Source organism: Micromonospora sp. NPDC048947, from assembly GCF_040649495.1.
Taxonomy (GTDB): Bacteria; Actinomycetota; Actinomycetes; order Mycobacteriales; family Micromonosporaceae; genus Micromonospora; species Micromonospora alfalfae.
In genome coordinates this window covers 60,998-78,496 of sequence record NZ_JBEZFO010000019.1, presented here as the reverse complement: position 1 = coordinate 78,496, position 17,499 = coordinate 60,998, and the positions used below count along the sequence as shown (strand labels likewise).

Genomic DNA, 17,499 nt, shown 5'->3' with positions numbered 1-17,499 from the left:
GTCCACTGTGAAATACCACCGAGAGGGGTGCACCCGTGTCGGGTGACCGTCCCAGCCCGCTCGTCATCGAGCGCATCCTGCGGGATCGCGAGGGCATCTGGCAGCAGATCGTGGCCGAGCGTGACCTCAACGCCCTGACCGGGCGGATGCTGACCAGCTCCGCCATCGCGTTGGCCTGCTACGGGGCGGTGCTGGGCTTCTTCCACAGCCCGCTGATGGCGCTGACCTCGGCGCTGAAGCTGCCGCTGCTGTTCCTGGTCACCCTGGTCATCTGCCTGCCCACGCTCTACCTGTTCAACCTGGTCTTCGGTGCCCGGCTCTCGGTGCGGCAGTCGGTGGCGCTGGTGATGGTGGCGATCACCGTCACCTCGATGCTCGCTGTGGCGTTCGCGCCGATCAGCCTCTTCTTCCTGATCACCGCCAACGACTACGGCTTCTTCAAGCTGCTCAACGTGTCGATCCTGACCCTGTCGGCGCTGGTCGGGTTGCGCTTTCTGACAAGCGGGATGCAGGTGCTCAACGACCACGGCCTGCTCGCGCCCGAGGCCGCCAACGCCACTGTCGGCGAGCAGGCCAGCGCCCCGGCGCCGGTCCAGGCCGTGCCGGCCGCGGTGCCCGCCGGGCCGTCGCCGGCTGCCGCGCCGGCCGCCGGTCAGAGCCCCGAGCCGGTCGCCGTGCCGGCCGGGGCCGCCGTGGCCGAGTCGACAGCGAACGGTGCCGTGACCACTGCGACGCCCCCGGCCCCGGTTCCGACGCAGTGGGCCGGGCAGCCGGCCGGTGCCTCGTTCCCGCCCGGCATGCTGCCGCCCGGCTACGTGGCGCAACGCCCGTGGGACGGCCGTACGGTCCGGCGCGGGGAGCCGACGCAGCGGCCGGCCAGCATGACACTGCTCTACATCTGGATCCTGCTCTTCGGGTTTGTCGGCACCCAGCTGGCGTGGACGTTGCGGCCGTTCTTCGGCGACCCGGGGCAGGATTTCTCCTTCTTCCGCAGCATCGACGGCAACTTCTATGCGGAGATCCTGCGCATCATCGGCAACCTCTGAGCGGGCCCCTGACGGACAAGTAGCTGGTTGCCGGCCTGGTTACCGATTAGTAACGTCAGGTCATGACTATCGACTCCCGCCAGGTGGCGGCCGGCATGCTGGAAGCGGTGCCGTTCGCTCGTACGCTCGGCATCGAGTTCGTCGAGGTGGCACCCGAGGCGGAGGGCGGCGTGCGGGCAGTCGTGCGGCTGCCCGACTCACCGGCCACCCACAACCACATCGGGGGCCCGCACGCCGGAGCCATGTTCGCCCTCGGCGAGACGGCCTCCGGCGCGGTGGTGCTGGCCGCCTTCGGGCAACTGCTCGACCGGGCCGTGCCGTTGGCCGTCCGGGCCGAGATCGCCTACCGGAAACTCGCCATGGGTCCGGTGCTTGCCACCGCGCGACTCGGCCGGTCGGCGACCGAGGTGACCGAGGAGTTGGCCGCCGGTCGGCGCCCGGAATTCCCCGTCACGGTCCAAATCGCCACCGAGGACGGCAAGCCCACCTCGGAAATGACAGTGATCTGGACGCTGCGACCGAACTGAAACGCCTCAGGGCGGCCGAAACGGGTTTGCGGGCCCAGCAGGGTGGATAGATTCGTACCGTGCTGGGCCTACCTGCTCACGTGACCGCCTGTCTCTTCGATCTGGACGGTGTGCTGACGCAGACCGCCCGCGTACACAACGCCGCCTGGACGCAGACGTTCGACGAGTTCCTCCGCCAGCGCGCCACGGCCTCCGGCGAACCGTTCCAACCGTTCGATCCGGGCCCGGACTACAACCGCTACGTCGACGGCCGCCCCCGCGCCGACGGCGTCCGGTCGTTCCTCGCCTCCCGCGGGATCGTGCTGCCCGAGGGCGGCCCGGACGACCCGCCGGAGGCGGAGACAGTCAACGGCCTTGGCAACCGCAAGAACGTCCTGCTCCTGCACCGCCTGCGTACCGACGGCGTCGAGGTCTACCCGGGCTCCGTGCGGTATCTGAAGGCCGCAAAAGCCGCCGGGCTGCGCCGAGCCGTGGTCACCGCCAGCGCGAACGGGGGTGAGGTGGTCGCCGTCGCCGGGTTCGAGCCACTGCTGGAGGCCCGGGTGGACGGGCTGGTCGCCCGTGCGCAGGGGCTGCGCGGCAAACCACACCCGGACACGTTCCTCGCCGGGGCCAGGGCGCTCGGCGTCGACCCGACCCAGGCCGCCGTCTTCGAGGACGCCCTCTCCGGGGTGGCCGCCGGCCGCGCGGGTGGCTTCGGCTACGTCGTCGGCGTCGACCGGGTCGGCCAGGCCGACGAGTTGCTCGCCCACGGCGCCGACATCGTGGTGACGGACCTCGCCGACCTCCTCGACCGCGCGGACCCACCGGCGCCGAACCGCACCGCTAGCGACCCGCTCGCCGCCGAACGAGGCTCCGGATGATTCGGGAGCGCGCCTATCCGGTAGAGCCGTGGCACGTCCGGGAGACCCGGCTGGACATGGACGTGCTGGCCCAGTCGGAGTCGGTCTTCGCGCTCTCCAACGGGCACGTCGGCCTGCGCGGCAACCTCGACGAGGGCGAACCGCACGGCCTGCCCGGCACCTACCTCAACTCGTTCTACGAACTGCGTCCGTTGCCGTACGCGGAGGCGGGCTACGGCTTCCCTGAGTCCGGGCAGACCATCGTCAACGTCACGAACGGCAAACTGATCCGGCTGCTGGTCGACGACGAACCGCTCGACGTGCGTTACGGCGAGCTGATCGCCCACGAACGGATCCTCGACCTGCGGGCCGGCACGCTGCACCGGGAGCTGCACTGGCGCTCGCCCGCCGGCCGGGAGGTCAAGGTCCGCAGCACCCGTCTCGTCTCGTTCACCCAGCGGTCCGTGGCCGCCATCAGCTACGAGGTGGAGGCCGTCGACCGCCCGCTGCGGCTGATCGTGCAGTCCGAGTTGGTGGCGAACGAGTCGCTGCCCGCGCAGAGCAAGGACCCCCGGGTCGCGGCGGTGCTGGAGTCGCCGCTCCAGGCCGAGGAGGAGCTGACCACCCCCGACGGCGGCCAACTGATCCACCGCACCAAGGTCTCCGGTCTGCGGGTCGCCGCCGCCATGGAGCACGAGGTGCACGGCCCGGACCACACCACAATCGAGTCCGAGGGCTACCAGGACTGGGTGCGTACCACAATCGCCTGCGTGCTCCAGCCCGGCGAGAAGCTGCGGGTGATCAAGTATCTGACGTACAGCTGGTCGAGTCGACGGTCCCTGCCGGCGCTGCGCGACCAGGTCGGCGCGGCACTGGCCGGTGCCCGGCTGGACGGGTGGGACGGGCTGCACCGGGAGCAGCGCAACTACCTCGACGCGTTCTGGGACGCCTCCGACGTGCTGGTCGAAGGCGACCCGGAGGTGCAGCAGGCGGTCCGGTTCGGTCTCTTCCACGTGTTGCAGGCCGGCGCGCGGGCCGAGCAGCGGCCGATCTCGGCGAAGGGGCTGACCGGCCCCGGTTACGACGGTCACGCCTTCTGGGACACCGAGATGTTCGTCCTGCCGGTGCTCACCTACACCCAGCCGAGCGCGGTGCGCAGCGCGTTGCAGTGGCGACACAGCACTCTGGATTCGGCGCGGGAACGCGCCGAGACGCTCAACCTCCGGGGCGCCGCCTTCCCCTGGCGCACCATCGGCGGCCCGGAATCATCCGGGTACTGGCCGGCCGGGACGGCGGCCTTCCACATCGCCGCCGACATCGCCGACGCCGTGCGCCGCTACGTGATGGTCACCGGGGACACCCAGTTGGAACGGGACATCGGGCTGGAGCTGCTGGTGGAGACCGCCCGGCTGTGGCGCTCGATCGGTCACCACGACCGGCACGGGCTGTTCCACATCGATGGCGTCACCGGCCCGGACGAGTACACAGCCGTGAAGAACGACAACGTCTACACCAACCTGATGGCGCAGCGGAACCTGCTCGCCGCCGCCGACGTGGTCATGCGCCACCGGGACGAGGCGTTCCACCTCGGCGTCACCGACGAGGAGGCCGCGAGCTGGCGGGACGCCGCCACCTCCATGCACATCCCGTACGACGAGGAGCTTGAGGTCCATCAGCAGGTGGAGGGCTTCACCCGACTCCAGGAATGGGACTTCACGCACACCCCGGCGGAGAAGTACCCGCTGCTGCTGCACTACCCGTACTTCGAGCTGTACCGCAAGCAGGTGGTGAAGCAGGCCGACCTGGTCCTCGCCATGCACTGGCGGGGGGATGCCTTCACCCCCGAGGAGAAGGTGCGCAACTTCCTCTACTACGAGCGTCGCACCGTACGCGACTCGTCGTTGTCGGCCTGCACCCAGTCGGTGCTCGCCGCCGAGGTGGGCCACCCCGAGCTCGCGCACACCTACCTGCGCGAGGCCGCGCTGATGGACCTGCACGACCTCAACGAGAACACTCGCGACGGCGTGCACATGGCGTCGTTGGCCGGCGCGTGGCTCGCCCTGGTCAGCGGGTTGGGCGGTCTACGGGACCACGACGGCGAGCTGTCCTTCGCCCCCCGGCTCTCCAGCCGACTCAGCCGGTTGGAGTTCTCACTCCAGTGGCGGGGCTTGGCGCTGCGGGTGGACGTCCGGCCGCACCAGACGACGTACTCGCTGCGGCACGGCGGCCCGGACGACGTGGTGGAGCTGCGCCACCACGACCAGATGCTGCGGGTGACCTGCGACGAGCCGGTGACGGTGCCGGTGCCGCCGGCCGAACCGTCCGGCCCGCCGCCCGAGCAGCCACCGGGCCGGTCTCCGCTGCTGCGGTTGCCCGAACGCGAACAGTGACGGGCGGGGCGGGAGTCCTCCCGCCCCGCCCGCCCGCGCTGTTTGTCGGACCGGCTCGCCGGCCCAGGTTGGTCAGACCGGCTCGCCGGTCGACGGACGTCCGATGGCGTCGCGGGGCGCCGCCGCCTTCGGGTCGTCGGGCAGCCGGGCCGAAGCGGCCTGGTCTCCGAAATCCTGGTCCCCGACGTCCTGGTTGCGCGCGGCGTCCTGTTCACGCTGGGCTCGCTCGGTCAGCTGCTGCTGCCGGGAAATCTGCTGCTTGGCCATGGCGATCCTCGCGATCCGTCGGGGCGCGGTTGCGCCGACACGGTCTGCGGTCGCTCGTCGCGTACCCGGCGCCCCAGCGGGCAAACGCGGCCCGGCGACGGGCCCACGGCCCGGGGTGACACTGTCGCGGCGTGCGTGCCCGGCGGCGGGCGGGGTACCCGGACCACCGGCGAGTACGCGGAGGTGGGGCATGGACGAGCAGCGCAGCGTGACCATTCCGATCGGGGACGCCCAACTCCCCGCCGACCTGACGCTGCCCGCCCAGCCGGTCGGCGTGGTGCTGTTCGCGCACGGCAGCGGCAGTTCCCGGCACAGCCCGCGCAACGTGGCGGTGGCCCGGACGCTGAACGGCAGTGGGCTCGGCACGGTGCTGGCGGACCTGCTCACCCCGGCCGAGGACGAGGTGGACGCCCGAACAGCCGAACTGCGCTTCGACATCGGGCTGCTGGCCAGCCGGCTGGCCGGGATCGTCGACTGGCTGGCCGTCGAGCGTCCTGCCGGCGATGTGCCGATCGGTCTGTTCGGGGCCAGCACTGGTGCTGCCGCCGCCCTGGTAGCGGCGTCGTCCCGCGCCGATCGGGTGGCCGCTGTGGTCAGCCGGGGTGGTCGGCCGGACCTGGCCGAAGACGCGCTGGCCCAGGTGCGTATCCCGACGTTGCTCCTGGTCGGCGGGCTGGACGAAGAGGTGATCACGCTCAACGAGCGGGCGCTGGCCGAGTTGGGCGAGGTCGGCGAGCTACGGGTGATCCCCGGCGCCACCCATCTCTTCGAGGAACCCGGCACCCTGGAGCAGGTCGCCGATCAGGCTGGCACCTGGTTCACCACGCACCTCGGTCGGCGGTGATCAGTCCGAGGGCAGGAGAGCCGAGGCCGAGCGGCGCTGTTGCACGGTGTCGATCATCCGCCAGAGGACGGCGGTGATCGGGACGCTGACGAAGGCGCCAGCGATGCCCGCGATCAGCGTGCCCGCGGTGACCGCCACCAGGATCACCGCCGGATGCAGTCGGACCTGCCGTTTCATGACCAGCGGCTCCAGCAGGTTGCCCTCGATCTGCTGCACGGCGATCACCGCCGCGAGGGTGAGCAGCGCTGTGGTGGGACCGTTCGCGGCCAGCGCCACCAGCACCGCCACCGCGCCGGCCACCGTCGCCCCGATGATCGGCACGAACCCGCCGAGGAACGTGATCAACGCCAACGGCAGGGCGAGTGGCACCCGCAGCACCACGAGAGCCAGCCCGATGCCCAGCGCGTCGATCGCGGCGATGAACATGGTGCCCCGGCTGTACGCCCCCAACGTCTGCCAACCGGCCCGCCCGGCCTCGGCCAGCACTGGTTGGTTCGGGCCGGACACCCGGGACAGCACCCAGTGCCACATGGACCGGCCGTCCTTGAGCAGGAAGAAGAGCAGCACCAGAGCCAGCAGCGCGGAGCCGAACACCTCGGTGGCGGTCCGGGCGCCGGCCACCGGGTCCGGAGAGCTGCCACTGAGCCCCTCGCGGGCCTGGTCGACCAGCCGGTCCAGCTGTGCCTCGCTGACCGGCAGCGTGGACGTCACGAAGTCGCGGCTGCGTTCGACCCCCTGCGTCAACTCCTGGCTGAGCTGATCGAACTGGCTGGCGGTCAGGTTCCATACCAGGGCACCGACGCCGACCAGGATGCCCAGCAACAGCAGCACGGTGCAGAGCGCCGCCAGCGCCGCCGGCAGGCGCAACCGGCGCAGCAGCAGCAGGACCGGATCGAGCAGCGCGGTGAGGAAGATGGTGGCGGCCAGCGCGATGGCCAGCGGCGCCAACAGGACGGCGATCCGGCCGAGCAGGTAGAGCCCCGCGGCGATCACCACCAGGCAGGCGCTCCACAACACCGCGGTCCGGACCAGCCACGGCAGCGCCGCCCAGGTCTGGCGCGGCCCGGGGCCACCTGTCGGTCCGGATTCCTCTGCGGCCATGTCGGTCCTCCTCGATGTCGACGAGGTCGGTACCCGGTCGGTCGTGCCCCGACACCCGATTCGCTGGCCGGTGCCCGCGCGGATCGTACGTCGGGCCGAGGGACGTGGGCGGGAATTCGCGGATCACGTCCACAGCGGCGGCGTTTGCGTGGTCCGGCCGAGGGAACGCGAAGGGGACGGACCGGACTGAGGAGGAACGCGGTGGGTGACTTCATGGACAAGGCCAAGGACTTCGCGGACAAGCATGACAAGCAGGTCGACCAGGGTGCGGAGAAGGCCGGCGACATGGCCGACAAGCGCACCGGCGGCAAGTACGGCGATCAGATCGACAAGGGCGTGGACCAGGCCCAGGCGCGCACCGGTGAGGGCGACCAGGTCCGCTGACCCGACGCGCTCCTCCCGGGCCGCCGAGCCGTCGGCGACCCGGGAGGCCGATGCTGCGCGGGTCAGCGCTTGTCGCGTAGCTCGTCCATTGAGGTGGGCCGGCCGCTCAACGCGTCGCGCAACCGGTCGACCAGACCGATGCCGGGGGCGAGTAGCTTGTTCGCCGGTGGGTGCACCGGGCTCCCGGGATGTGGCCGGGTCGGTCCGATTTCCTTGATCGCCGTCACCCGGTCGGCGATCTCGACCAGCTCCTCCCGTGCCGTCGCCGCGCGCAGCCGGGGAAAGAGCTCCTTCTCCTCCTCCGCCACGTGCTGTCGGACGGTGCTGGTCAGGTGGGCGAGCAGCTCGTCGAAGCGGGGGTCGGACGGGTCGACTGACTCCAACTCCTTCATGGTCCGCTCGGCGTCGGCGTGCTCCGCGATCTCCCGGTCGGCGATCTCGTTGCCGTCGGGCAGTACCTTCCGGGCGATCGGATACACGTACGCCTCCTCGGCGACCGAGTGGCGGACGAGTTCGGCGATCACCACGTCGGCGAGGCGCCTGCGGTGCTCGGGGGTGCCCCGCCGGGTCGCCAACTCGGCGAGGACTGACTCGATCTCACGATGGTCGGAGACCAGGATGTCGACGGCATCATGGTCGTCCGTGGTCGGTGTACTTGTCATGTACGGCCCCTTACCGGTTGCGGAACGGTGGGAGGTGTGTGGCTCTGGTACCCCCGTGGGGCTGCACAAACCTACGGTTGACTATGCGTCCGACGGTGCCGGTGGTGCGCGCGGTGTCGGTGGTGCCCGGCCGCCACGATTGCCCCGCCACCGCCGGGGTAACCGCCGCCATGGCCGACGATCGCCCCACCGCCGACCGCGATCAGTCGCGGTTCGATGAGACCGCCGAGCGGACGGTCCGGCGGGTGCGGCACCGCGGCGGAGAGGCCGGCCGGATCCGGGCCCGGCAGTGGGAGGTCACTCTGGTGATCTCCATTCAGGCCGGCCTGGCCGCGGCGATCGCCGCCCTGCTCGCCCAGAACCTGCTCGGCCCCGGAGCGCACGTCTTCGCCCCCGCCGCCGCCGTCGGTACGATCGCCACCGCCATCGGGCAGCGGGCGCGGCGCACCTTTGAACTGTTGGGCGGCGTGGCCCTCGGCATCATCATCGGCGACACGCTGCGTTTCCTGCTCGGCTCGGGCCCGTGGCAGACCGGTGCAGTGGTCGCGCTGGCCATCGCCGCCGCGTTGCTGGTGGCCGGAAGGGGTGGTGCGCTGGTCGGCCAGGCCGGCGGTACCGCAGTGCTGATCGCCACGCTGGCCCCGATGGAACGGGGCCTGGAGTTACCTCGGATCTTCGACGCGCTCGTCGGTGGGGCGGTCGGCCTGGTGGTGGTCGCGCTGCTGCTGCCGATCAACCCGCTGCGGGTGCTGGACCGGGCCGCGGCACCGATCTTCGCGATCCTCTGCGAGCAACTCGCCGAACTGGCGCGGGCGCTGCGGGAGCGCGACGGCGAGCGGACCCTGGGCGTCCTGGAGCGGCTCCGGAGCACCGAGGGAGACCTGGGCCGGCTGCACGATGCGTTGAGCGGCGCCGATGAGGTGGTGACCATCGCCCCGGTGCGCTGGCACCGTCGGCAGCAGTACCACAGTTACGCCCGCAGCGCCGGTCACCTGGAACGGCTGCTGCTGGACACCCGCGCCATGGCCCGTTGGTCGACCACCGCGTTGCAGTACGACGAGCCGATTCCGCAGGAGCTGCCGGATGCGATGGGCCGGTTGGGTCAGGCGGTGGCGGAGATGCGGGTGGAGTGCAAGGTCGGTGACGACCCCCGACGCACCCGCCAGTTGGTCGAGGAGTGCGCCGAATTGGCCGGGCGGGCCTCCTCGACCGGCGTCAAGTCGTTCGGCGAATCCCTCGTCACCGGACTTCGTACCGCCGCCAGCGACCTGCTGCGGGCCGCCGGTTGCGAACCCGAGGACGCCAACCGGATCGTGCGCCGGGCGACCGGAGCAGGTGAGGCGGAGATCCACCCACCGGTCCGCCGACAACTGCACCGGACCCGACCGACGCGGGCCGCCCGAGCCCGTCGACGCGCACACCTCGCCGCCCGCGCCCGTAACGACGGTCGGGCCGGCCTCCCCGCACGGGAGAGGCCGGCCCGGTGAACCGTACTGATCAGGAGGAGTAGCCGCGCTCAGCGATCCAGTTGGCGACCTTCGGCAGGCTCATCCAGTACTCGCCCAACGCCGGGTCGGCCGGGTCGGCGACGCGGATCATGTCACCACCGTCGCGGTAGCCGACGAGGGTCAGGTAGTGGCCACCCTCGTACGAGTGCGGGTTGCCGTCGGTGTCCACCGTCGTGCCCTTGATGTTCGCCACCACCGGGCGGCCGGCGTCCACAGCGGCCAGCACGTCACGGCGCAGCTGCTCGACCTGGTCGGGGCGGGCCACTGAATCACGGATCTCGGTGGTCCGGTACTTGCCACCGGTCAGCTCGTTCAGCACCCGGGTGGTGTCCAGGGCCGAGGGGGTACCCGCCTCGGTGGTGCCGAGCAGCCGGGCCACCTCGTCCTGGGACAGCGCCTTGCCCTGGGCAGACAACGCGATCCGGGTCGCGGCCGGGCCGCAGTAGTAGAAGTTCGGCTGGGCCTGGTAGTCGACGCCGAGGATCCGCTCGGCGTGCCTGTCGCTCTGGCTCGACGAGGCCGGTGCGGCCTGAGCCGGGGCGGCCTGCACGGCCACGGCCGGGCCGAGAGCGCAGCCCCCGGCGACCAGCAGGCCGACGACGGACAGACCGCTCTTCTGGACGATCGGGTTCATTGTCGAGTCTCCGTTCGGGGGTTGGCGCCTCCGGCCAGCGGAGGGCGGCAGCACCGGGAATGGCGCTCGGCGCAACACGGGGGCCGACCATCTGTGGTCTCGGCCCTGGCCGTACCGAGGGCGTAACGGCTCTGCTCCACGGAGAATTCCGCCGGCTGCGGGCCCCGGGGTCGCGCGGCGTCCCTGCCCGACCCGAACCGGTCATCGGGGACATGCGGTCAGGTCAGAGGCTGCCCAACAGCCTGGTCACGGTGATCTCGATGACCACCCGCTCCGGATTCGGACGCGGCGTCCGATACCGCTCGGCGTACCGCCGCTCCGCCTCCGCCACGGCGGCCGGATCCGACCGCAGCACCGCGCGGCCCTCGATGGTCAACCAGCGGCGGCCATCCACGTGGCACACGGCAACCGCCGCGCCCGCCGCGCCCGCAGCCGCCACCTGACGGGCCTTGCTGGAGGCGCCGGAGGTGATGACCCGGGCCAGGCCGGCGGCCGGGTCGAGAGTCACCCCGACCGGTACGACGTGCGGGGTGCCGTCCGCCCGCACTGTGGTCAGCGTCGCCAGGTGCCGTTCGGCGCAGAAGGCGACAACCCGCTCATCGTGCACGTCCAACCGATGATCGCCCGCCATGCCCGTCCCCTGTCCACCAAGCCGACCTCGATCATGGCACGCGGCGGCGCACCTGGCCCCGATCCGGCGGGGCGTCCACCTGACCCGGCAGCTGGCGACCCGCCGCCCGACGTTGGTGCACCAGCCGGGTCAGGTAGATCAGCGCGGCGGCCAGGACCCCCATGTCATCCAGGTAGATCGGGTCCGGCAGAACGTCGACCGGGAAGATCGTGTAGATCAGCGCCCCGTAGAAGGCGACCTTGCCGCCCGCGCCCAGCCCGGTCAGCATCCGCCGGGTGCGCACCACCCGCACCGCCAGCACCACGGCACCGACCAGTGTGGCGAGCGCCAGGATGCTGGCGACCACCACGAGGACCCACGCCTGTCGGGACATGCCGTCACGCTAACCCACCCGAGCCTGTGCGGCTCAGAACGCGGGCACCGTCGCACGGCCGCGCGCGGTCACCTTGTTCTCCCGGGTCTGCTCGACGTTCTCCCGGGTCTGCGCGCCCACCGGTCGGGCAACCTCGCTCAGCGGCAGCACCGACGCCGACTCGGCGACCCGTCGTCCGGTCGCGGCGTGCGCCTCCTCGCGCAGACTGCGAGCCGCGGCCACCGCCAACTCCGCCGCCCGCCACGCGGCCTGCTCCCGCTCGCGGGCTGCGGCGTGCCGGGCCGCCAGGTTGTCCCGGATCGCCCGCTGGAGCACCAGCTCCTGCTCGACCGGGTGCAGTCGCGGGTCCCAACCGTCGCGGTGCGCGAAGACGTCGCTGAGCTGCTCCACCGACAGCTCCCGCCGCCAGTACGCATCCAACGCCGCCCGGTGCAGGTAGCGCTCGCGGTCCGCGTACTCGGCGGGGGTCCGTGCGGTGTGCGGCAGCGGCATCGCGGCCGCCGCGTCGAGCCGCCGTACGCCAGCCTCGGCCGCCTCGTACGCCAGCCAGGCCGCCTCGACCGCCTCCTGCGCGGCTACCCACTCCGCCCGGCGGCGCCGCACGGTGGTGGTCGCCCGCTCCGCGGCCACCGCGACCTCCTGCGCGTAGCGGCTCTGCTCCCGCTCCTCCTGCGCCTGCTCAAGTTGGCTCGGCATGGCGGCGCGGCGGATCCGGGAGCCCGGGTCGAAGCGGAGCCGGCCGGGCCGCAGCAGCAGAGCGGAGACAGCGACGGCCACCACCCCGAGCAGGCTCAGCCAGATGACGGCGGCCCGGGAGAGGTCTGGCAGGACGGCGGAGAGGATGGTTTGCATGTTCAGCACCTCGCGGTCGAAGGCGGGTATCGACGGGCGGCAGGAAGGCGCGGCAGCACCGGTCGGCCCGGTGGCGGGATGGTCCCGTCGACGGCGAAGTCAGGTGCCGTGCGGGAGAATCAGCCGGGATCGGGCCCCGGGGATCGCCGGGCCTGGTTTCAGCGGGCGGGCGGGCCGCGTCGTGCAGGAGAGCCACGGCCGGGATCGATGGCCGGGACGTGCACCGGGCCCGCCGCGACCGGAACGGTCGCCGTGGCGGTGTCGAGCGTGCCGGCCGGCGGGGCTGCGGCGGGCTGTGCGGCCCGCTGGTTGGCCGGGCCGGTGTCGGGGCGGACATCTGCCACCCGGCTGCTCACGGCACTGGGCCGCAGCTGCGTGGGGGCGGGCGGTGGCGTCGCGGCGAGAGCGGCACCGAGGCCGACCGCGAGCACCAGCGCGGTGACCGCCAGGCGGGTCAATTCCCGCAGTGACCGCAGCGCAGCCCACCTGGCTGGGCGGACAGAAGCTGCGGACGACACCCGACCAACCTATCGCCCGTTCCGGCCTACCGCAGCACGGCGACGGACCGCGCGGGCGTGACCGCCACCACCATGCGCACTGTGGACGCCGGCGGTAGAGGCCCGGGAACGGCAGTGCCCCCGACCGGATCGGGTCCGATCGGGGGCGCCTTGCAACGTCGGTGCGGCACCGCCGGTGGTGCGGGCGTGCCGGCGGCGGGCCGTGGTCAGTCGCCGGTGCCGAGCACCGGCGGTGCGGCCTTCTCGTCGCCCTGCCACACCATCTCGTCCTCGGTCAACCAGGTCAGCCGCTCGTCGGAGTCGTCGTCCTGCGCGCGACCCTGCCCGCCGAGCACACCGGGCCGGCCGCCGCCGGACCCCGATCGGGCGTTGCCACCGGTCATGGCCGGGCGTCCGCCGCTCCCACCACGCTGGCCGTCGATGCTGCGCCCGACCCCGTTGGCGGCGCGGGTCTCCGCCGGAGCCGCACCACCGCCGGTCGGTCGAGCCGAGGTGGGGGGTGCGTTGCCCGAGCCCGCCAGCGCGCCGCTGCGCAACACCCCGCCGGCCGGTGACCCGCCCTGTGCTCCGTAGAGCAGGCCGGGACCGGTGCTCGCCGCAGTGGGCGCGCCGACCGGCCCGGACAGCCCGGCCAGCCCGGCGGCACCACCGCCGAGCAGCGCGCCACCGACCAGAGGGTCGGCGCCGGCGAGGGAGGTGCCGCGGTCAGCGAAGTCGCTGCCAGCGCCGATCGGCGCGGCACCGACAGCCGGGCTGCCACCGGTGCCCGAGCCGACATCGCCCGGCGTCGAACCGTCTCCAGGCAGTTGGGCAACCCGGTCGGGCGTCGAGATGGTCGCGTCGCCGGTGTGCCCGGAGTCCGCGCGGGTGGTGGGGCCACCGGTCACCCTGGCGATGGCCGAGACGCTCTGTGACGTCGTCGGATCCTTGCGGGCGGTGCTCGGAGTATCCGGGTCGGGCGGGGGTGGTTCGACCACCCGGTCGTAGGCGGAGATCTCGTAACTGTTGGCCAGGCCGGCCACCAGGTTCACCATCCGCTGGTGGGCCTTCTCCTGCTCTGCCTTGTCCTGCTGGTGACCCGCGATGCCCCCGACGATCAGACCGGTCAGACCGAAGGTGGCGCCACCCTTGATCGCTCCGGCGATCGCCTGGTCGTTGTCGTCGGTCTCCTCAGGGCTCTCGGCCTGCTTGTGGGCGTCGCGCAGATGGTCGGCCATCATGGTCAACCCCTGCTTGATGCCGGCCATCCCTTCGCCCAACGCGTCGGTGTGGGCGACGATCAGGCTGAGTCGCCGATGGAACTCCCGACCCGCCGACCCCGTCCACGTGTTGCTGAGCTTGTCGAGGTCGCCGCTCAGATCCCGGCCGAGGCCGTCGAGGATGCCCTTGACCTCGGCCCACTGGGTGGCCACGCCCTCGATCTGCTCCGGCTTGCCCGCCATCAGGCCGTCGTACAGCTGCTGGTGGCTGTTGCCCTGGTAGCGCTGGGTGTATTCAGACACGCCCGTCCTCCTTCGCCTGAAACGCCCGGTCGACAGGGGTCAGCGCGGCGGTGACATCGTCGGCGTTGGCCGCGTTGCGCGCCTCGGCGGTGCGGTAGTTGCTCAGGATCGTGCTGGTCGCCTGCTGCGCCGCCAGCACCGCCTGCCGGATGCGCTCGGCCTGGTCGACATAGGACTGGTGGACCTCGCTGTAGCGACGCGCCTTGTCGGTGGCGTCGAAGAACGAGCCCAGCGCCGGAGGACGGCACTGCATCTCGGTGTTGAGCTTGCGCAGCACCGACTCGGCCTGGCTCAACCGCGAGGCCAGGTGCTCGTGGAAGTCCTCAAGGGACAACAGGTCGACTTCCGTACGCCCGGCCATGGCAACATCCCCGTCGTTCTGGTTGACAACCGTCAGCGACATCCAGGTTAGTCCACCAGTGCGACTCCGGGCGACCCGTCGAAGCTGCTCAGCCGTCGGTGCCGATCGATTCCGTGGACCCCCCGCCGGTCCCGCCGCTCGACGGGGTGCCACCGGCCGGACCCGACGACGTCGACCCCGACGGTGGCGCAGCGGAGGACGACCCCGACGGTGACGCACCGGACGGCGTGCCCGAGGGCGGCGCCGCTGATGGTGAGCCCGACTTCGGCGCGGCCGACGGCGGTGCGGTCGGTGCCGGCCCGTCGGCGGCGAAGACGGCGAACGCGTCCTCGCGGTCCAGCGTCGGCCCGGTCGGGATCAGCGCGAGCAGGGAGCCGGGCACCGCCAGCGGGGTGATCCCGCCGTAACCGAGCACGTCCAGTGTCGCCGCCGAGCCGAGCGGATACCGGATGCCCTGCGGGCTGATCAGGTAGATCGTCGACCCGGCGGCGCCGGACCCGCTGGTCCCGGCGCCCGGCGAGGCCTGCGCGATGACACCCTTGCCGCCGGGCAGCAGCACCGCCTCAGCGGTGCGTACGGCGTCGCGCCTGGTCTGGCGCACCGGCACCAGGCCCGGATCGCTGTCGGTCAACTCGCTCGGCACCCGGTCGAAGACCTCCAGAGTGGTGGTCGGCGGGCCGCCCGCGCTGCCCTTGCGGTACGTCGCGCACAGCGTGGTCTGACCGGGCTGGGCCGGGTAGAGGGCGGGCATCGTCGGGGGCACCCCGTCCTCCTCGATCCGCCGTTCCTCGAACGCCTCGCTGGCCTGGTTCGGGGTGATGTCGGTGATCCGACCGCCGTTGCTGACGAGCAGCAGAGCGGTGATCTCACTGATCGAGACGAGAGCGTCCCGGGTCAGCACGTAGTGCCGCCCGGCGGCCTTGAACACCGAACCGACGTCGTGCGACTGCCCGGCCACCGTGCGACTGCTGGGCTCGCCCTCACCGGGCAGCGACGGCCGGCGCAGCGGTGGCCCGGCCGGTACGGCGTTGAGCAGTTGCTGCCCGACCTGGAGTCGCTCGGTGCCGGCCATCCGCAGCGCCGTGATCGTGCGGGACGGATCGAGTAGCTGGAGTCGGGTGTTGTTGGTGACCAGGTATCGCTGGTCGTTCACCGAGACCAGCACCGCCCGGTCACCCAGCGGCGTGCCGCCGGGCAGCGCCCGGTCGATCACCAGTCGGGTGCTGGACCGCTGCCGGTCGACCGGGTCGGGCACGTCGCAGACCGACCAGGGCAGCCCGGTCAGCGACTTGCGGTCCGGCAGGGCGTCCGGCGCCCCGACGATGCCGACGGTGACGCCGCGGGGCCGGTCCCGCAGCGACGCCTGGGACATCGTCCGCACCTTGGCACTCGCGTCGTTCACGATGAGGCGGGCCGAGGTGTAGTTCAGCGTCGGGTGCAGCTTGCCCCCGATGAACACGTACGTCGCGCCGGTCTCCCTTTCGATGACAAGGGTCTGGTCGTCCAGCGGCGCCGTGCCACCGGTCAACTGGCCGTAGGCGCCCACCCCGCCGAGCACGATGGCCGCGGTGAGGACACTGCCGAAGACGGCCATGCCGAGCCGTCGCATCGGCAGGTTGGTGGTCTCCGGATCGCCCGACAGCAAGGCGGAGACGATGCGGCGGGTGACGAAGCGGTACGCCTGCACCTGATCGCGGCGGGTCCGCATGACTTACCTCCGGCGGGGTGGATCCGCGACGATCAGGGTCGGGGTGCCGTCGCGGGCTTCCCTACGATAAGGGGCCGACGGTGGTTCCTTGGGACCACCGCTCGTGGCCGGCACCGGACCGACCGGCGCAGGGTCGTACCGTGCAGGAGGGACAGTCAGCGATGACGCAGGTTCAGGCGCCACCCGCCCGAGCGGTCACGGACCCTGTCGACGTTCCGAGCCGGCCGGTGCCCCCGGCCGAGCGGCCCGGCCGTGGGCGGGTCGGCCCCGTGCTCGTCGGGCAGCTCGTCGTACTGGAGTTGTGCGTGGTCGGCGTCTGGGCCGCCACCGCCGGGCCGAGCTGGGTGCTCGCCGCGGCGGGCGCCGCGGCGCTGCTGGTCGTCCTGGCGGCCTTCGCCCGTCGGGGTGGCCGCTGGTGGTTCGAGGACCTGCTGCTGCGCCGGCGGTTGCGGCGACGCGGTGAGCGGGCGTCGGCCGCGCTGGCCGGCGGCACCGCGACCGACCCGAGGTTGGCTGCGCTCGCTCCCGAGCTGAGCGTCATCGAGCTGACCGACCGAGGCACCCGGCTCGGCATCGGGCGTGACGACCAGGGCTGGTTCGCGGCCGTCGCCCTGCAGTCCGCTACCGGTGCGGCGGTCGGCTCCGTCGACGCCGCCGCTGTGGACCGCGCGCTGCGGGTGCTCACCGACTTCAGCGCCCCGGTCTCCCGGGCCCAGGTCGTCGCGCACACGTTGGTCTGGTACCCGGCACCCGGTGCGCCGCCGGCTGCCCACCGGACCGTGTGGGTGGCGGTGCGGCTCACCGTCCGGGACGCCCGGGTCGAGGCGGTGAGCCGCGGCGGTGGGCTGACCGGCGTGCACCGGACGGTGGCGGCCGGGATCGGCAGGCTCGGCAAGGCGCTGACCTCGGCGGGGCTGGCACATCGCCCGCTGGGCAGGGAGGAGCTGCGCGCGGCCATCGTCTCGGCCGCCGGTCTGGACCTGGTGCCCGAGGCGCCGGCGGAGAGTTGGCGTGGCTTGTGTGGCGGCGGTTGGACGCACCGCTGCATGGCGCTGCGGGGCCGCTTCGACGCGCCGCTCGGTCCGCTCGTGGACGCGATCACCGCGACCTCGGCACCGTCGCACACGGTGGCCGTGACCGTCTCGTCGGACGGCCGGGTGGCGGCACCGCTGCTGCGGGTAGCGGCGATGGACAACCACGTCGAGGCCCTGGTCAAGGTGGTTCGTGAGGTCGCCGGCCGGGTGGGTGCGTCCACCCGGCCGATGGACGGTCAGCACGCCCCGGGCGTCTACGCCACCGCTCCGGTCGCGTCGGCGCTGGGCGTCTCCACCGGTCTCCGACCCTGACCG

General features: G+C 72.3%; 19 protein-coding genes. 8 read left to right on the top strand and 11 right to left on the bottom strand.

The window, feature by feature from the left end; all coding sequences use genetic code 11:
- Positions 1-35 precede the first annotated feature (35 nt).
- The 4 genes from AB0B98_RS25125 to AB0B98_RS25110 all read left to right on the top strand — a co-directional run bounded on the left by AB0B98_RS25125 (position 36) and on the right by AB0B98_RS25110 (position 4,805).
- Positions 36-1,046, top strand: coding sequence for a hypothetical protein (locus tag AB0B98_RS25125; protein WP_357365738.1), 1,011 nt, complete (start codon positions 36-38; stop codon positions 1,044-1,046).
- 62 nt (positions 1,047-1,108) lie between these two features.
- Positions 1,109-1,573: a DUF4442 domain-containing protein gene (locus AB0B98_RS25120; protein WP_238671354.1), complete on the top strand. Its 465-nt coding sequence runs from the start codon at positions 1,109-1,111 to the stop codon at positions 1,571-1,573.
- A gap of 59 nt (positions 1,574-1,632) precedes the next feature.
- Positions 1,633-2,436 carry a beta-phosphoglucomutase family hydrolase gene (locus AB0B98_RS25115; protein WP_357365736.1) on the top strand — a complete coding sequence of 268 codons (804 nt, stop codon included), beginning with the start codon at positions 1,633-1,635 and terminating at the stop codon, positions 2,434-2,436.
- Positions 2,433-4,805 (top strand): glycoside hydrolase family 65 protein, encoded by a 2,373-nt coding sequence (locus tag AB0B98_RS25110; protein ID WP_357365734.1) that lies wholly within the window; start codon positions 2,433-2,435, stop codon positions 4,803-4,805. Before AB0B98_RS25115 ends, AB0B98_RS25110 begins: the two co-directional genes overlap by 4 nt.
- Before the next feature lie 72 nt (positions 4,806-4,877).
- Here AB0B98_RS25110 and AB0B98_RS25105 read toward each other — a convergent pair whose 3' ends face one another.
- Positions 4,878-5,072: a hypothetical protein gene (locus AB0B98_RS25105; RefSeq protein ID WP_238671351.1), complete on the bottom strand. Its 195-nt coding sequence runs from the start codon at positions 5,070-5,072 to the stop codon at positions 4,878-4,880.
- Between the two features lie 190 nt (positions 5,073-5,262).
- Here AB0B98_RS25105 and AB0B98_RS25100 point away from each other — a divergent pair, with 190 nt between their 5' ends.
- Positions 5,263-5,916, top strand: a complete 654-nt coding sequence (locus AB0B98_RS25100) for an alpha/beta fold hydrolase (RefSeq protein WP_357365732.1) — start codon at positions 5,263-5,265, stop codon at positions 5,914-5,916.
- Here AB0B98_RS25100 and AB0B98_RS25095 read toward each other — a convergent pair whose 3' ends face one another.
- Positions 5,917-7,017 (bottom strand): AI-2E family transporter, encoded by a 1,101-nt coding sequence (locus AB0B98_RS25095; RefSeq protein WP_238671349.1) that lies wholly within the window; start codon positions 7,015-7,017, stop codon positions 5,917-5,919. It lies immediately after the preceding gene.
- A gap of 201 nt (positions 7,018-7,218) precedes the next feature.
- Between AB0B98_RS25095 and AB0B98_RS25090 the strand changes: the two genes are divergently transcribed.
- On the top strand, positions 7,219-7,401 hold the full coding sequence (locus AB0B98_RS25090) for an antitoxin (RefSeq protein WP_091395189.1): 183 nt from the start codon (positions 7,219-7,221) through the stop codon (positions 7,399-7,401).
- Between the two features lie 62 nt (positions 7,402-7,463).
- Here the strand turns inward: AB0B98_RS25090 and AB0B98_RS25085 are convergent, their stop codons facing one another.
- On the bottom strand, positions 7,464-8,063 hold the full coding sequence (locus AB0B98_RS25085; protein ID WP_357365730.1) for a hemerythrin domain-containing protein: 600 nt from the start codon (positions 8,061-8,063) through the stop codon (positions 7,464-7,466).
- An 83-nt stretch (positions 8,064-8,146) separates the two neighbouring features.
- Here AB0B98_RS25085 and AB0B98_RS25080 point away from each other — a divergent pair, with 83 nt between their 5' ends.
- Positions 8,147-9,550 (top strand): FUSC family protein, encoded by a 1,404-nt coding sequence (locus tag AB0B98_RS25080; protein WP_357365729.1) that lies wholly within the window; start codon positions 8,147-8,149, stop codon positions 9,548-9,550.
- Between the two features lie 10 nt (positions 9,551-9,560).
- Here AB0B98_RS25080 and AB0B98_RS25075 read toward each other — a convergent pair whose 3' ends face one another.
- The 8 genes from AB0B98_RS25075 to eccB all read right to left on the bottom strand — a co-directional run bounded on the left by AB0B98_RS25075 (position 9,561) and on the right by eccB (position 16,150).
- A complete protein-coding gene (locus AB0B98_RS25075) occupies positions 9,561-10,205 on the bottom strand; it encodes a C39 family peptidase (protein WP_357365727.1) in 645 nt (214 codons plus the stop codon).
- Positions 10,206-10,428: 223 nt separating this feature from the next.
- A complete protein-coding gene (locus tag AB0B98_RS25070) occupies positions 10,429-10,836 on the bottom strand; it encodes a TIGR03618 family F420-dependent PPOX class oxidoreductase (protein ID WP_357365725.1) in 408 nt (135 codons plus the stop codon).
- A 31-nt stretch (positions 10,837-10,867) separates the two neighbouring features.
- Entirely contained in the window at positions 10,868-11,209 is a 342-nt protein-coding gene (locus AB0B98_RS25065; RefSeq protein ID WP_357365723.1) for a YkvA family protein, read from the bottom strand.
- Positions 11,210-11,242: 33 nt separating this feature from the next.
- The gene (locus AB0B98_RS25060) at positions 11,243-12,061 is read right to left on the bottom strand and encodes a hypothetical protein (protein ID WP_238671343.1); all 819 of its coding nucleotides are present in this window, start codon (positions 12,059-12,061) and stop codon (positions 11,243-11,245) included.
- Positions 12,062-12,219: 158 nt separating this feature from the next.
- Complete coding sequence (locus AB0B98_RS25055; RefSeq protein WP_357365720.1) at positions 12,220-12,519, bottom strand: hypothetical protein; 300 nt, start codon at positions 12,517-12,519, stop codon at positions 12,220-12,222.
- Between the two features lie 266 nt (positions 12,520-12,785).
- The gene (locus AB0B98_RS25050; protein ID WP_357365718.1) at positions 12,786-14,081 is read right to left on the bottom strand and encodes a WXG100 family type VII secretion target; all 1,296 of its coding nucleotides are present in this window, start codon (positions 14,079-14,081) and stop codon (positions 12,786-12,788) included.
- Positions 14,074-14,484 carry a hypothetical protein gene (locus AB0B98_RS25045; RefSeq protein WP_357365716.1) on the bottom strand — a complete coding sequence of 137 codons (411 nt, stop codon included), beginning with the start codon at positions 14,482-14,484 and terminating at the stop codon, positions 14,074-14,076. The genes AB0B98_RS25050 and AB0B98_RS25045 overlap by 8 nt, the downstream gene beginning before the upstream one ends.
- Before the next feature lie 46 nt (positions 14,485-14,530).
- Complete coding sequence (gene eccB / locus AB0B98_RS25040) at positions 14,531-16,150, bottom strand: type VII secretion protein EccB (protein WP_357365714.1); 1,620 nt, start codon at positions 16,148-16,150, stop codon at positions 14,531-14,533.
- Positions 16,151-16,311: 161 nt separating this feature from the next.
- Here eccB and AB0B98_RS25035 point away from each other — a divergent pair, with 161 nt between their 5' ends.
- Positions 16,312-17,496 (top strand): type VII secretion protein EccE, encoded by a 1,185-nt coding sequence (locus AB0B98_RS25035; RefSeq protein ID WP_357365712.1) that lies wholly within the window; start codon positions 16,312-16,314, stop codon positions 17,494-17,496.
- The last annotated feature ends 3 nt before the right edge of the window (positions 17,497-17,499 follow it).

Coding starts and splice junctions, on each gene's coding strand:
- AB0B98_RS25080 (WP_357365729.1), top strand. CDS start 8,147: ATGCGTCCGACGGTGCCGGTGGTGCGCGCGGTGTCGGTGGTGCCCGGC.
- AB0B98_RS25110 (WP_357365734.1), top strand. CDS start 2,433: ATGATTCGGGAGCGCGCCTATCCGGTAGAGCCGTGGCACGTCCGGGAG.
- AB0B98_RS25065 (WP_357365723.1), bottom strand. CDS start 11,209: ATGTCCCGACAGGCGTGGGTCCTCGTGGTGGTCGCCAGCATCCTGGCG.
- AB0B98_RS25105 (WP_238671351.1), bottom strand. CDS start 5,072: ATGGCCAAGCAGCAGATTTCCCGGCAGCAGCAGCTGACCGAGCGAGCC.
- AB0B98_RS25085 (WP_357365730.1), bottom strand. CDS start 8,063: ATGACAAGTACACCGACCACGGACGACCATGATGCCGTCGACATCCTG.
- AB0B98_RS25095 (WP_238671349.1), bottom strand. CDS start 7,017: ATGGCCGCAGAGGAATCCGGACCGACAGGTGGCCCCGGGCCGCGCCAG.
- AB0B98_RS25035 (WP_357365712.1), top strand. CDS start 16,312: ATGACGCAGGTTCAGGCGCCACCCGCCCGAGCGGTCACGGACCCTGTC.
- eccB (WP_357365714.1), bottom strand. CDS start 16,150: ATGCGGACCCGCCGCGATCAGGTGCAGGCGTACCGCTTCGTCACCCGC.
- AB0B98_RS25060 (WP_238671343.1), bottom strand. CDS start 12,061: ATGCAAACCATCCTCTCCGCCGTCCTGCCAGACCTCTCCCGGGCCGCC.
- AB0B98_RS25120 (WP_238671354.1), top strand. CDS start 1,109: ATGACTATCGACTCCCGCCAGGTGGCGGCCGGCATGCTGGAAGCGGTG.
- AB0B98_RS25100 (WP_357365732.1), top strand. CDS start 5,263: ATGGACGAGCAGCGCAGCGTGACCATTCCGATCGGGGACGCCCAACTC.
- AB0B98_RS25045 (WP_357365716.1), bottom strand. CDS start 14,484: ATGTCGCTGACGGTTGTCAACCAGAACGACGGGGATGTTGCCATGGCC.
- AB0B98_RS25070 (WP_357365725.1), bottom strand. CDS start 10,836: ATGGCGGGCGATCATCGGTTGGACGTGCACGATGAGCGGGTTGTCGCC.
- AB0B98_RS25075 (WP_357365727.1), bottom strand. CDS start 10,205: ATGAACCCGATCGTCCAGAAGAGCGGTCTGTCCGTCGTCGGCCTGCTG.